A 13381-nucleotide genomic window follows, 5' to 3' on the forward strand; every position below is an offset into this window, starting at 1 on the left:
TATCAATATTGCGGCTAAGTATAAGGAGCTACAAAAATAGATTATTGATATGAATCGGTAATGATGCGACTCATTACTATTCCAATTGTAATAAAGTGCGCAGCCCTGCCGCTTTGTTGTCGATTTCCTGCCACTCCAGTTCGGGGTCTGATCCTCGGACAATACCCGCTCCGGCATACAATCGCACGACATTGCCACTGATTTTCGCCGAGCGCAGGGAAACGCAGAATTCGCTTTGTTGTAATGAGAGATAGCCCGCAGACCCCGCATACCATTCACGGGTAAACGGTTCGTTCTGGGCGATGAACTGCCGCGCTAAATCGCGCGGTAAGCCAGCCACAGCTGCCGTTGGCTGCAACTGATGCAGACAAACCACATCGTCTGCCGTATTAAGCGAAGTCCAGATACAGCGACGCAGATGCTGCACTTTACGCAGACGAAGCACCTGCGGCGGTAAAACATCCAGCGTCTGGGTATCGGCCTGTAATCGTTGGCAGATATCTTCCACCACCAGCATGTTCTCGCGCTGGTTTTTATCATCCGCCATCAGCCACTCGCCCAGTTGCTGCGCCTGTTTATCATCAGGATGATTCGCTACCGTTCCCGCCAGTGCTTCAGTACGCAACGCTTTGTCACGCCGCCGCCAAAGCCGCTCAGGAGATGACCCCAGGAACGCGGTTTCGCCATCAAAGGCCATGTAGAAATGGTAGCAGTTCAGGTTCAACCGACGGCTGGCAGCCATCATTGCCGCTGCGTTAATTGAATCGGAGAAATGCAGGTCGGTCGCCCGCGCCAACACCACTTTATCCAGTTCGCCTTCAGCAATGGTATCGGTCGCCAGTTTAATTAACCGCGTCCAACCTGGTTTATCCGGCCAGTGATTTTCTTGGGTGATGGTTAAATGCAGGGCTGGCAACGGTTTAATGTTTGCCAGAGCAACAATAAATTCCTTTGCCCGATGTGCGTCTTGCTGAAGGGAGTTTTCGCTGAAAAGGGTCAGACGAAGGGTCGCTTTGCCTGCACAGCGTCGCCATTCCAACCGAGGGAGGAGTAAATTGCCCTGGGACGGGTCAAACGCATTCAGCCCCCAGATACGTAAGTCGGTGTGATCCGGGTGTTGTCGGAGAAAACGCTGCGCCTGCGCCAGCGACGAAAAGCTGACTATTGTACCCAGCACGGCAGCCTCTTCATCACCATTGCGTTGTTGCCAGTAAAATTGCGGATACATTTTCTGGCTGGCCAGCCAGCTTAAGGCATCAAAGGCGTCATTTAATGGGAAAGGAATATCAAAAACCCGAATGCCGGGCGTCGCTGGAAACTCTCGCGACAGATGGCGCAATAGATTTTCCAGCGCCGTAGTGAGTGATTGCACGCGGACCTCTCCCTGTTAAAAGCCTCACATTATACGGGGTACTGCAAAAAAAATGCAGTACCCCAGTGTAGGGAGGTTTTAACGGCGTGCCAGCAACAGTCCTAATACCAAACCAACCGCAGCGCCAACGCCAATCCCCTGCCACGGTTTTTCATGTACGTAGTCGTCGGCGCGATAAACCGCTTGTTTCGCCCGATAGTAATAGCTGTCCGAAGCCTGGCTGACTCTTTTTTTCACATCATCCAGCGCCTTCTCTGCTCGCGCCTTCAGCTCAACATATTTCTGATCGGCGGGATCGCCAGAGGAGCGCAGCACTTCTTCCAGTGTTTCACTCAGCAACGTCAGGTCGTCATCGATGCGTGTATCACCAAATTGATTAGACATTCTCGTTCTCCATTTGCTTAAAACCTGCCACTAACTATAGACAACGGTTATCAATTACGCCTGAATGACTTCGCGCGCCATCCCAATGTGGGGAATACCATCTTCCTCGTAAATATCCGTTACGGGGATAAAGCCAAAACTGCGGTAAAAGTTTTGCAAATGTGCCTGCGCGCCAAGGTAAACAGGCTTATCAGGCCAACGACTCGCACATGAATCGAGCGTTTGACGCATCAGTTGCTGCCCCACTTTTTCGCCCCGCAAAGCTTCGCTGACAATCACCCGACCAATCACCACCGGTTCGAGATCATCATCACTTTTCAGAATCCTCGCATACGCTACCAGTTTCCCGTTTTGCCAGCCGAGAATATGACGATTTTCACCTACCAGATCGTCACCATCGACATCCTGATAAGGACAGTTTTGTTCGACGACGAATACCGCACAACGCAGTTGTAATAAGGCATAAAGCTGAGGAACCGATAATTCAGAGTGATGAAGATCCTGCCAGTCGATCATGATGCGCTCCTTTTGGTTGTATGCCTTATACTAGCCGGATTATTTTCAGAAATGTGATGGTCTTATGGAATTAATTTTCTTAGGTACTTCGGCGGGAGTTCCAACCCGGGCGCGTAATGTCACGGCGATATTGCTCAATCTGCAACATCCGACCCAGGCCGGACTTTGGTTATTTGACTGTGGCGAAGGTACTCAACACCAAATGCTACACACGGTGTTTAATCCCGGCAAACTGGACAGGATTTTTATTAGCCATCTTCATGGCGATCATCTTTTCGGTCTGCCCGGTTTGCTGTGCAGTCGTTCCATGTCAGGCATTGTGCAACCCTTAACCATTTATGGTCCGAAAGGTATCCGTGAATTTGTTGAGACAGCGTTACGCATTAGTGGCTCGTGGACCGATTATCCACTGGAGATTATTGAAATTAGCGCAGGCGAAATTCTTGATGATGGCTTGCGTAAAGTGACAGCTTATCCGATGGAACATCCGCTGGAATGTTACGGCTATCGCGTAGAAGAACATGATAAGCCTGGTGCGCTGAATGCCCAGGCATTAAAGGCCGCGGGCGTACCGCCTGGCCCATTGTTTCAGGATTTGAAAGCCGGAAAAACTGTCACATTGGAAGACGGTCGGCAGATTAACGGCGCTGATTACTTAGCCGCGCCTACACCAGGAAAAGCGATCGCCATTTTCGGCGATACTGGCCCTTGCGATGCCGCGCTGGCGCTGGCTAAGGGTGTCGACGTAATGGTTCACGAAGCGACTCTGGATTTGGCGATGGAGGCCAAAGCCAACAGTCGCGGCCACAGCTCCACACGCCAGGCGGCGGCACTAGCCCGTGAGGCTGGTGTCGGTAAGCTAATCATTACCCATGTTAGTTCGCGCTATGATGACAAAGGCTGTCAGCACTTGTTACACGAATGCCGGTCGATTTTCCCGGCAACTGAGCTGGCGAGCGATTTCGCGGTTTTTAGCATTTAAGTCGAAAGCGGTGGTTAGTTGGCAGATTAATTTAATGATACCAACGCACTTATTTTTCATCTGTTTGCCGAATACGCTTGATGTCGATATCCGGCAAACAGATTTATCATTTTTAGTTTTGTGAATTGTCCAGACCTTTCGCCAGCCCAATCAGGCGAATAAATTCCGCTCTGTAGCCTTGTGGATCCTGTCCTTTCGCTTGCCGCGCCCACTGTTCGATCTGCTGCCAGGATGTATTATTCAGATATTCAGAGCCGCGCAATTTTTGCCCAAACGCAGCCACTGCTGCGCGAAAGCGCATATCTTCTGAAGGTGCTTTTATTGTGGGTGCCAGCGGGAATTCAACTAACTGACTTTCTTTTCCCTGCGGGTATTTCCAGCGTATCTTTAGCCAGGCCAGTTCTTTCGATTTATCCGATTTCGCTGATTTGTTATCCGGGACATAGCGTAACTTATCAATTGATGCTTTTTGCCCGTTCAGCGTTAATTCGAATAACAACGTTATATGTTTACCTGCGCCAATATCGCCTGCATCGACGGTATCGTTATTAAAATCCTCAGCCCGTAACTGGCGCTTTTCATAACCAATCTGACGGTATTCCGTCACCCACGCGGGGTTAAACTCAATTTGCGCTTTAACATCTTTTGCCACGGTAACCAACGTCTGACGCATTTCGCTGTTCAATACCTTCTGCGCTTCTGAGAGGGTATCAATGTAGCTGTAGTTACCGTTACCAACATCGGCAATTCGCACCATCATTGCCTCGTTGTAATTGTCATCCCCCACGCCAAGCGTCGAAAGAGTAACACCAGACTCGCGCTGTTTTTTGACCATTGATTCAATCGATTTTGGATCGTCAATGCCAACGTTAAAGTCACCGTCAGTGGCCAATAAAATGCGATTGATGCCACCTTTAATAAACCCCTTCGCTGCCTGCTGATAAGCCATCTCCAGCCCGGCACAGCCATTGGTACTGCCTTCTGCATCCAGCGCATCAATTGCGACATTAATTTCCGCCTTGTGACTCCCAGAGGTAGAAGGCAACGCAATATGGGAATCGCCAGCGTAGGTCACGATGGCAATGTTGTCCTGCTCACGAAGTTCTTTGACCAATAATTTCAACGAAGACTGAATAAGTGGCAAACGTTCATCAGAAATCATTGACCCAGAAGTGTCGATAAGAAAGACCAGATTAGAAGCCGGTAACTCTTCGCTTTTGAGATCTTTCGCCAGGATATCAACTTTCAGCAATGTTCGCTGTTCATTCCATGGCGCAGGCGCCAGTTCGTAGCGCATAGCGAAAGGTATTGGCTTAGAAGCCGGAATAGCTTGTTTGTCATTAATATCCCAGTCAGACGGGAAATAATTGACCATCTCTTCCACTCGCACGGCGTCTGGCGGAGGCAACTGCCCTTGATTGAGGAAACGCCGCACATTCGCATAACTGCCGGTGTCGACGTCAAGGCTAAACGTCGCGAGTGGCTCTTGCGTTACTTGTTTCACCGAATTGTCATCGAACTTCTGGTAGCGAGCGGTTCCAGGAGCTGAACTTCGAGGAGCAGCGCTTGCGGTGACCGTACTTCTATGTGCTGGAGCCGCCTGTAAGCGCCCCTGTAAAGCGTGTTTATCGGAATATTGTTGTGCTTCTTGCTGTATTAAGGGTTTTTCTTTCGCTTTTGCAGCGGCTTTAGCTGCGGCGGCTCTTTGCTCGGCCACTTTTATTGCTTCTTGTTGCGCGGCACGCACTTGGTGGTCTGTTGATGCAGTGGATTGTTGTTGCTGACTTTCTTTATCCTCAGATTCCTGTCCACACCCTGTCAAAATCAAGCTACCAATAAGCAACATGATTATATTTTTGTTTCTCATATAAATTCCTTTTTTAAAAAATCACGCACCAACTGTAAAATATACTCTTTGTATATCTCTGCCAACCTTAATAAAATAAGCGTTCAGGACTCATTATAAATAATGATGGAATAACGTATTTTATTGATAATTTACATATGAAAAAAATAATACCTCTTTGTTTTATATTGCTACTACTATCACTTCCTTTAATTATATTTTATCAACCCTGGGTCAGCGCATTACCGTCATCTTCCCAACATGCAAGCCCTGACCAATTAGAAAAAACAGTTCGTTATCTTACACAAACTGTGCATCCTCGAAGCGCTGATCATCTTGATAATCTGAACAGGTCGGGTAGCTATATTAAAGATGTTTTTGTGAAAAGTGGTGCAAAAGTTATTGAACAACCGGTCCCCATTGCTGATGGGCCGTACAAAAATATTATTGCTGATTATGGCCCACAAGATGGACCGCTGATTATTATTGGCGCGCACTATGATTCCGCCTCCTATTATGAAAATGATCAATTAATCTATACGCCGGGCGCGGATGATAACGCCAGCGGCGTGGCAGGATTACTCGAACTGGCACGCTTGTTACAGCAGCAAGCGCCGAAAATAGGCGTGCAGCTGGTCGCCTATGCGTCGGAAGAGCCGCCCTTCTTTCGTAGCGATGAAATGGGGAGCGCGGTACACGCCGCTTCGCTTGAGCGCTCGGTGAAATTAATGATAGCGCTGGAGATGATTGGTTATTACGACTCCGCACCATGGAGTCAGAATTACCCTTACTCTGCAATGTCCTGGCTTTATCCCGAGCGTGGTGATTTTATTGCTGTCGTCGGCAGAGTGCAGGATATCAGCGATGTGCGTCAGGTAAAATCTGCGTTGTTATCAGCAACAGAGTTGCCTGTTTATTCTATTAATGCGCCAGGTTTTATTCCCGGTATCGATTTCTCCGACCACCTAAATTATTGGCAGCACGATATTCCCTCGGTAATGATTACAGATACAGCGTTTTACCGTAATAAACAATATCATTTGCCTGGCGATACCGCAGGCAGACTCAATTATCAGAAAATGGCTCAGGTCGTGGATGGAGTTATTACCTTGTTGCAAAACAGTAAATAATAAAAATTTCTCGAGGCGGATCCAGAAAAAGCGGCATGATTATTTTATTTTTCCGCGTCTGTTTTAAGATGCGCAAAATGAAATCTGACGGGAGAAAGAAGATGGGAATGATTGGTTATTTTGCGGAAATTAATTCAGAAAAGGTTAACCAACTGCTTGAATCTACAGAAAAACCTTTGATGGATAATATACATGACACGCTTTCAGGTTTACGGCGACTGGATATTGATAAACGCTGGGATTTTTTACATTTTGGCCTGACGGGTACATCTGCATTTGACCCCGCGAAGAATGATCCGCTGAGTCGTGCCGTGCTTGGTGAACACAGCCTCGAAGATGGCATAGATGGCTTCCTGGGATTGACCTGGAATCAGGAGTTAGCCACGACAATCGACCGACTGGAATCACTGGATCGAAGTGAGCTGCGTAAACAGTTTTCCATTAAGCGACTCAATGAAATGGAGATTTATCCGGGAGTGACCTTTTCAGAAGAGTTAGAGGGGCAACTCTTTGCTTCGATCATGCTTGATATGGAGAAGTTGATTAGCGCGTATCGACGTACGCTACGGCAAGGGAATCATGCGCTGACGGTTATTGTTGGGTAATGGTGTCAGGGCACCAAAAAAACCGCCGAACATGTCGGCGGCTTTCTGACTTACGAACTAACAGCTTACATAAGCGGCATTGCTAACCGCACAATGCTAATCAGCGGTTGCGGCCATACACCCAGCACCAGTACCAACAGTGCGGAGATCAGCACCACGATACCGCCCGCGCTGTACTGCCAGTTTGATGGTGCATCGCGACCCGGTTGTTCCGGGGCGTGAAGATACAGGCTGACCGCCACGCGCAGGTAGTAGTAGAGGCCGATTGCCGAACCGACAACCACGGCACCCACCAGCCACCACAAGTGTGCCTGGACACCGACCGCCAGCACGTAGAACTTACCGATAAAGCCCAACGTCATCGGGATACCGGCCAGAGACAGCATCATCACCGTCATCACCGCCGCGAGGATCGGACGATGCCAGAACAGTCCACGGTAAGAGAACAGGGAATCAGCATCCGGGCCACGATACGGGCTGGACATCAGGCTGACCACGCCGAACGCGCCGAGGCTGCTGAACAGATAACCGGCCAGGTAAACCCCTACCGCTTCCATCGACATCTCGCCGGTTTGCAGCGCAATCAGCGCCACCAGCAGATAGCCGAGGTGAGAGATAGACGAGTAACCGAGCAGACGTTTGATATTGGTCTGGCTCAGCGCCATCAGGTTACCGAAGATGATGGAGGCAAAGGCGATAATCGCCAGCACCACGCGAATCGCTTCGCTGTCACCCACCGGTGCGTAGAGGAACAGACGCATCACCACACCGAAGATAGCGATTTTGCTCGCCGTCGCCAGGAAAGTGGAAACCGGCGCAGGCGCGCCCTGGTATACGTCTGGCGTCCACAGGTGGAACGGCACCAGAGAGAGTTTGAAGCCGAGGCCAACAATCATCAGGCCGAAACCTGCCAGCAACAGCGGCTCGTTGAGCATACCGTCGCCGAGGTTTTTACCCAGCGCGACAAACGACAGGTCGCCAGACTGCGCATACACCAGCGCCATACCGAACAGCAGGAAAGAAGACGCTGCGGCAGAAAGGATAGTGTATTTGATACTGGCTTCCAGCGAACGTTTCTGGCGGAACGCGTAACCGACCAGGCCAAACAGCGGCAAAGAGATCAGTTCAATACCGAGGAACAGAGACGCCAGATGGTTGGCATTCGCCAGCAGGATCCCGCCCAGGGCAGCAATTAACACCAACAGGTAGAACTCGTCCTTGTTGTCGTTATAGCCTTCAAGCCACGGGTAGGCGAAAGTACAGGTGGCGAGGCTCGCCAACAATACCAGCCCGGTGTAAAGCATGGCGAAACCATCAACGCGCATCAGCGGCGTAACGTCCATAGCGCCCGCCTGGCCAACAAACCAGAGCGAAACCAGCGCCGCGTTAAGCCCAATAACCGAGAGCGTAGCGTTGAGGAAATGATTGCGTCGCCACGCAATGGAGAGCATCACAACCACCACCGTCAAGCCGACGATCAGCAACGGTAGCAGTGCGATCAGGTTTTGTGGAGTTATTGTCATGGCGATTTACGGCCTTGTAGTAGTAACGGAATTAACAAACCACTGCTGGATATTGCCAATCGCGGAGTGCGAGGTATCCAGAATCGGCTGCGGATAGAAGCCCAGCAGTACCAGCAGCACCACCAGCAACAGGATCATAAACAGCTCACGCAGCGACATCCCTGGCAGTTCCTGGCTGGCAATCTGGCTTTTCGCTTTACCGAAGTAAGCGCGATGCAACATCGCCAGCGAATAAACAGATGCAAAGACCAGCCCAAAGGTAGAAATAACGGTAATCACCGGGACAACCTGGAAGCTGCCGAACAGAATCATAAATTCGCCGACGAAGTTACCGGTGCCAGGCATCCCAAGCGTTGCCACCGCAAAGAACAGCGACAGTGCTGGCAGCCATTTCATCTTGCTCCACAGACCGCCCATCATGCGCATGTCGCGGGTATGGATACGTTCGTAGAGCTGACCACAAAGAATAAACAGACCCGCCGCTGACAAGCCGTGCGCAATCATCTGGATTACCGCGCCCTGGTAGGCCAACTGGCTGCCGGTGTAGATAGCAATCAGTACGAAGCCCATGTGGGAAACCGAGGTGTAGGCGATCAGACGTTTGATATCGGTCTGGGCGAAGGCCATCCACGCACCGTAGAAGATGCCGATAACACCCAGCCACATAGCGATTGGCGCGAACTCTGCCGACGCGTTCGGGAACAGCGGTAGGGAGAAACGCAGCAGACCGTAAGCGGCGGTTTTCAGCAAGATCCCCGCGAGGTCCACGGAACCGGCGGTCGGAGCCTGTGAGTGCGCATCCGGCAGCCAGCCATGCAGCGGAACCACCGGCATTTTCACCGCAAACGCGATGAAGAAGCCCAGCATTAACAGGTATTCCACACCACTGGACATTGGCGTATTCAGCAGCTCTTCATAGTTGAAGGTCCAGACGCCGGTCGCATTGTAGTGAACAAAAACCAGCGCCAGGATGGCGATCAACATCACCAGACCACTCGCCTGGGTGTAAATGAAGAACTTGGTTGCCGCCGTGATACGCGTTTTACCATCAGAGGCTTTATGCCCCCACAGTGCGATCAGGAAGTACATCGGCACCAGCATCATTTCCCAGAAGAAGAAGAACAGGAACATGTCGATGGCAAGGAACACGCCGATAACGCCGCCCAGGATCCACATCAGGTTGAGGTGGAAGAAGCCCTGATATTTTTCGATCTCATTCCACGAGCAGAGTACCGCCAGCACGCCGAGCAAACCGGTCAGCACGACCATCAGCAGTGACAGACCGTCAATGGCGAGATGGATAGAGATACCAAAACGCGGGATCCACGGCATGTCGAATTCAGACTGCCACTGCGGAATTCCGGCGGATTGCGTCAGTGAATAACCGCCCTGCAACCACAGTTGCAGCGACAGCGCCAGCGTCAATCCCATGGTGATCAGCGCGATCCAGCGCGGCACCTTGACGCCAAAGCGTTCGGTCTGCCAGCACAGGAAGCCGCCGATAAAGGGGATTAGTATTAACCAGGGTAATAACATAGCTAAGTATGTCCCTTATATTTACTCCTGCTCAGGCTATCTCACTCGCCAGCCCGAATCCCGGCAGTGCTCGCAATCCTCACGTACTTAAGTACGCTCCGGTTGCTGTGCGCTGGCGGTATCCGGTCTGACTTCGCCGATGACGCCTGTACTTCAGGAACAGTTACCTAAAATTTATTCTTAGTTCACAGACCCGGCGCAACGCCGGGTATATTCACTCAGCCAACAACTCAACGCAGTACCATCAACAGTGCCAGCACCACGACCGCACCGATGCTCATGGATGCCACATACCAGCGCAGATAACCGTTCTCGCTTAACAGCAGGCCTTTACCTGCAAAGCGGGAAAGAACCGCCGGAATGTTCATCATTGAGTTCAGCGGATCGCGTTTCAGCAACCAGGCAATACCCAGGAACGGCTTGACGAACACTTTGTCGTACAGCCAGTCAAAGCCCCAGGCGTTGTACCACCAGGTGCCCAGCAGACGGCCCGGCGCACTGTTGGCGATGGAGGTCACCAGAGTACGTTTACCCAGCCACAGCCAGGCTGCCAGCAGAATGCCGACCACCGCGACTACGCCAGAGGTAATTTCCAGGGTCAACATGCTGCCGTGCGCCAGCTCTGTCGTTTGCGGAAGCACGCCCTGCAGCGGCGGTACAATCAGTGCGCCAACGAAGGTGGAAAGGATCAGCAGCACAATCAGCGGCAGGCTGTGAGTTACCCCTTTCACGGCGTGAGCGTGAATTTGTTCTTTTCCGTGGAAGACGATGAAAATCATACGGAAGGTGTAGAGCGAGGTCATAAACGCACCCACCAGACCTGCCACCATCAGATTGATATGACCATTCGCCATCGCACCCGCGAGGATCTCATCCTTACTGAAGAAGCCCGCAGTGACCAGCGGCAGTGCCGACAGTGCTGCGCCGCCCACCAGGAAGCAGAGATAAACCAGCGGAATAGATTTACGCAGACCGCCCATCTTGAAGATGTTCTGTTCGTGATGGCAGGCCAGAATGACGGACCCGGATGCCAGGAACAGCAGCGCTTTAAAGAACGCGTGAGTCATCAAGTGGAAAATCGCCGCATCCCATGCCTGCACGCCAAGCGCGAGGAACATGTAGCCAATCTGGCTCATGGTAGAGTAAGCGAGAACACGTTTGATGTCGGTCTGTACCAGCGCGGCAAAACCGGCCAGCAGCAGCGTAACCGCCCCAACAATGCCCACCAGATGCAGAACTTCCGGCGTCATCAGGAACAGGCCGTGGGTACGGGCGATCAGGTAGACACCCGCAGTTACCATCGTTGCGGCGTGGATCAGCGCGGAGACAGGCGTCGGGCCCGCCATCGCGTCGGCAAGCCATGTCTGCAACGGCAACTGCGCAGATTTACCGACCGCACCGCCCAGCAGCATCAGCGTCGCCCACATCAGCATGTTATTGCCGTCAGCAAAGTGCGCTGGTGCCAGTTCCACCATTTCGCGGAAGTTCAGGGTGCCCAGTTCGTTGTAAAGAATGAACAGTGCGAAAGCGAGGAAAACGTCACCCACACGGGTCACGACGAACGCTTTCATTGCCGCTGCGCCATTCTTCGGATCGGTGTAATAGAAACCGATCAGCAGATAGGAGCACAGGCCCACGCCTTCCCAGCCGAGGTACATCAGCAGCAGGTTGTCGGCAAGCACCAGAACTACCATGCTGGCGATGAACAGGTTGGTGTAGGCGAAGAAGCGAGAGTAGCCCTCTTCACCGCGCATGTACCAGGAGGCGTACATGTGGATCAGGAAACCCACACCAGTGACCACCGAGAGCATGGTCAGCGACAGGCCGTCCAACACCAGGTTAAAACCGATGTTAAAGTCGCCTACCGACATCCACGTCCACAGCGGCTGGCTGTATGCCTGCTCGCCGTTAGCGAAGAAATCAACGCCGATAAAGGCGGTTACCAGCGCCGCCAGGCCCACAGAGCCAACGCCGACGATCGCCGAAACGTTTTCAGACCAGCGCCCACGGGAGAACGCCAGCAGGACGAAGCCAATCAATGGCAAAATAATGGTTAAGGCAAGCATGTTCATCCGCGCATCTCACTTACTGAATCGATGTTCAGGTTCTGGCGACGACGGTGAAGTTGCAGCAGCAGCGCAAGGCCGATACTCGCTTCTGCCGCCGCGAGGCTGATGGCGAGAATGTACATCACCTGACCGTCGGTCTGGCCCCAGTAGCTTCCGGCGACCACAAAGGCCAGCGCGGAGGCGTTAATCATGATTTCCAGACCAATCAGCATAAACAGCAGATTGCGACGGATAACCAGACCGGTTAAGCCAAGAACGAATAAGATTGCCGCGAGGATCAGTCCATGTTGTAAGGGGATCATGCGTGCTCCTCCGTTTTTCTTTTCGCGCTGTCGTCTTTACGATTGCTCAGCACTTCACCCGCACGCTCTTCACGACCGACGTGGAAGGCCACAACCAGACCCGCGAGCAGCAGCATAGAAGCCAGTTCCACCGCCAGTACGTAAGGCCCGAACAGCGTAATACCCACTGCTTTAGCACTGATTGGCATACCGTCGATACCTTGATCATTAACACCAAGGATGGCGTAAACAATCACCACCAGCATGATGGCTGACAAAATTGCCGGACCAATCCACACCTGCGGTTTCAGCCACTGGCGTTCTTGTTCGATTTCTGAACCGCCCAGGTTGAGCATCATCACCACGAACACGAACAGCACCATAATGGCACCCGCGTAGACGATAATTTCCAGCGCACCGGCGAAGTAAGCGCCCAGTGAGAAGAACACCCCGGAAATCGCCAGCAGCGAAATAATCAGGTACAGCAGTGCGTGTACCGGATTGGTATGGGTGATCACTCGCAAGGTCGCAAGTATGGCTATCAGGCCACAGATATAAAAAGCGAACTCCATTGCCCCTCTCCTTACGGTAACAGGCTCTTGACGTCGATAGGCTTGGCTTCGTTCTCTGCTTCGCCCTTATCTTTGCCGTCGATTGCCATACCTGCCATCCGGTAGAAGTTATACTCCGGGTATTTGCCCGGACCGGAGATCAGCAGATCCTCTTTCTCGTAAACCAGATCCTGGCGCTTGTATTCCCCCATTTCGAAATCCGGGGTTAACTGAATCGCCGTGGTCGGACAGGCTTCTTCGCACAAACCACAGAAAATGCAGCGTGAGAAGTTGATGCGGAAAAATTCCGGATACCAGCGACCGTCTTTGGTTTCTGCTTTTTGCAGCGAGATACAGCCGACCGGGCAGGCTACCGCACAGAGGTTACAGGCTACGCAACGCTCTTCGCCGTCCGGGTCGCGGGTCAGAACGATACGACCACGATAACGGGGCGGCAGATAGACCGGCTCTTCCGGGTACATTCGCGTTTCGCGTTTGGCGAACGCGTGCAGGCCGATCATCCAGATACTACGAACCTGGGTGCCGAAACCTACTAACAATTCTTTTAAGGTCATGGTCTTATTGC

13 protein-coding genes are annotated in these 13381 nt (G+C 51.9%); 3 read left to right on the forward strand and 10 right to left on the reverse strand.

What is annotated here, in order from left to right:
* Window positions 1-76: 76 nt before the first annotated feature.
* The 3 genes from menF to D9742_RS10890 form a co-directional block, all read right to left on the reverse strand.
* Complete coding sequence (gene menF / locus D9742_RS10880) at window positions 77-1372, reverse strand: isochorismate synthase MenF (RefSeq protein WP_130236919.1); 1296 nt, start codon at window positions 1370-1372, stop codon at window positions 77-79.
* A gap of 78 nt (window positions 1373-1450) precedes the next feature.
* Window positions 1451-1756, reverse strand: coding sequence for a stress response protein ElaB (elaB, locus tag D9742_RS10885; RefSeq protein WP_000070621.1), 306 nt, complete (start codon window positions 1754-1756; stop codon window positions 1451-1453).
* 54 nt (window positions 1757-1810) lie between these two features.
* Window positions 1811-2272: a GNAT family N-acetyltransferase gene (locus D9742_RS10890; RefSeq protein ID WP_130236920.1), complete on the reverse strand. Its 462-nt coding sequence runs from the start codon at window positions 2270-2272 to the stop codon at window positions 1811-1813.
* Window positions 2273-2336: 64 nt separating this feature from the next.
* On the opposite strand from D9742_RS10890, the gene rbn reads away from it, so the two are divergent.
* Window positions 2337-3254: a ribonuclease BN gene (gene rbn / locus D9742_RS10895; RefSeq protein ID WP_130236921.1), complete on the forward strand. Its 918-nt coding sequence runs from the start codon at window positions 2337-2339 to the stop codon at window positions 3252-3254.
* 112 nt (window positions 3255-3366) lie between these two features.
* Here rbn and D9742_RS10900 read toward each other — a convergent pair whose 3' ends face one another.
* Window positions 3367-5121, reverse strand: a complete 1755-nt coding sequence (locus D9742_RS10900) for a VWA domain-containing protein (protein WP_130236922.1) — start codon at window positions 5119-5121, stop codon at window positions 3367-3369.
* A 137-nt stretch (window positions 5122-5258) separates the two neighbouring features.
* Between D9742_RS10900 and D9742_RS10905 the strand changes: the two genes are divergently transcribed.
* Together D9742_RS10905 and D9742_RS10910 are read left to right on the forward strand one after the other, a co-directional pair.
* Complete coding sequence (locus D9742_RS10905; protein WP_130236923.1) at window positions 5259-6230, forward strand: M28 family metallopeptidase; 972 nt, start codon at window positions 5259-5261, stop codon at window positions 6228-6230.
* A gap of 101 nt (window positions 6231-6331) precedes the next feature.
* Window positions 6332-6835: a YfbM family protein gene (locus D9742_RS10910; RefSeq protein WP_130236924.1), complete on the forward strand. Its 504-nt coding sequence runs from the start codon at window positions 6332-6334 to the stop codon at window positions 6833-6835.
* Window positions 6836-6900: 65 nt separating this feature from the next.
* On the opposite strand, the gene nuoN is transcribed toward D9742_RS10910, so the two are convergent.
* The 6 genes from nuoN to nuoI all read right to left on the reverse strand — a co-directional run bounded on the left by nuoN (window position 6901) and on the right by nuoI (window position 13370).
* Entirely contained in the window at window positions 6901-8358 is a 1458-nt protein-coding gene (nuoN, locus tag D9742_RS10915) for an NADH-quinone oxidoreductase subunit NuoN (protein WP_000156701.1), read from the reverse strand.
* A gap of 6 nt (window positions 8359-8364) precedes the next feature.
* The gene (gene nuoM, locus D9742_RS10920; RefSeq protein WP_000926452.1) at window positions 8365-9894 is read right to left on the reverse strand and encodes an NADH-quinone oxidoreductase subunit M; all 1530 of its coding nucleotides are present in this window, start codon (window positions 9892-9894) and stop codon (window positions 8365-8367) included.
* A gap of 230 nt (window positions 9895-10124) precedes the next feature.
* Window positions 10125-11966: an NADH-quinone oxidoreductase subunit L gene (gene nuoL / locus D9742_RS10925; protein ID WP_001056618.1), complete on the reverse strand. Its 1842-nt coding sequence runs from the start codon at window positions 11964-11966 to the stop codon at window positions 10125-10127.
* Complete coding sequence (nuoK, locus tag D9742_RS10930) at window positions 11963-12265, reverse strand: NADH-quinone oxidoreductase subunit NuoK (RefSeq protein WP_000612644.1); 303 nt, start codon at window positions 12263-12265, stop codon at window positions 11963-11965. Before nuoK ends, nuoL begins: the two co-directional genes overlap by 4 nt.
* Window positions 12262-12816, reverse strand: a complete 555-nt coding sequence (nuoJ, locus tag D9742_RS10935) for an NADH-quinone oxidoreductase subunit J (RefSeq protein WP_094322201.1) — start codon at window positions 12814-12816, stop codon at window positions 12262-12264. Before nuoJ ends, nuoK begins: the two co-directional genes overlap by 4 nt.
* An 11-nt stretch (window positions 12817-12827) precedes the next feature.
* A complete protein-coding gene (gene nuoI / locus D9742_RS10940) occupies window positions 12828-13370 on the reverse strand; it encodes an NADH-quinone oxidoreductase subunit NuoI (RefSeq protein ID WP_000172749.1) in 543 nt (180 codons plus the stop codon).
* Window positions 13371-13381 lie beyond the last annotated feature (11 nt).

This window comes from Escherichia sp. E1V33 (assembly GCF_004211955.1).
Taxonomy (GTDB): domain Bacteria; phylum Pseudomonadota; class Gammaproteobacteria; order Enterobacterales; family Enterobacteriaceae; genus Escherichia.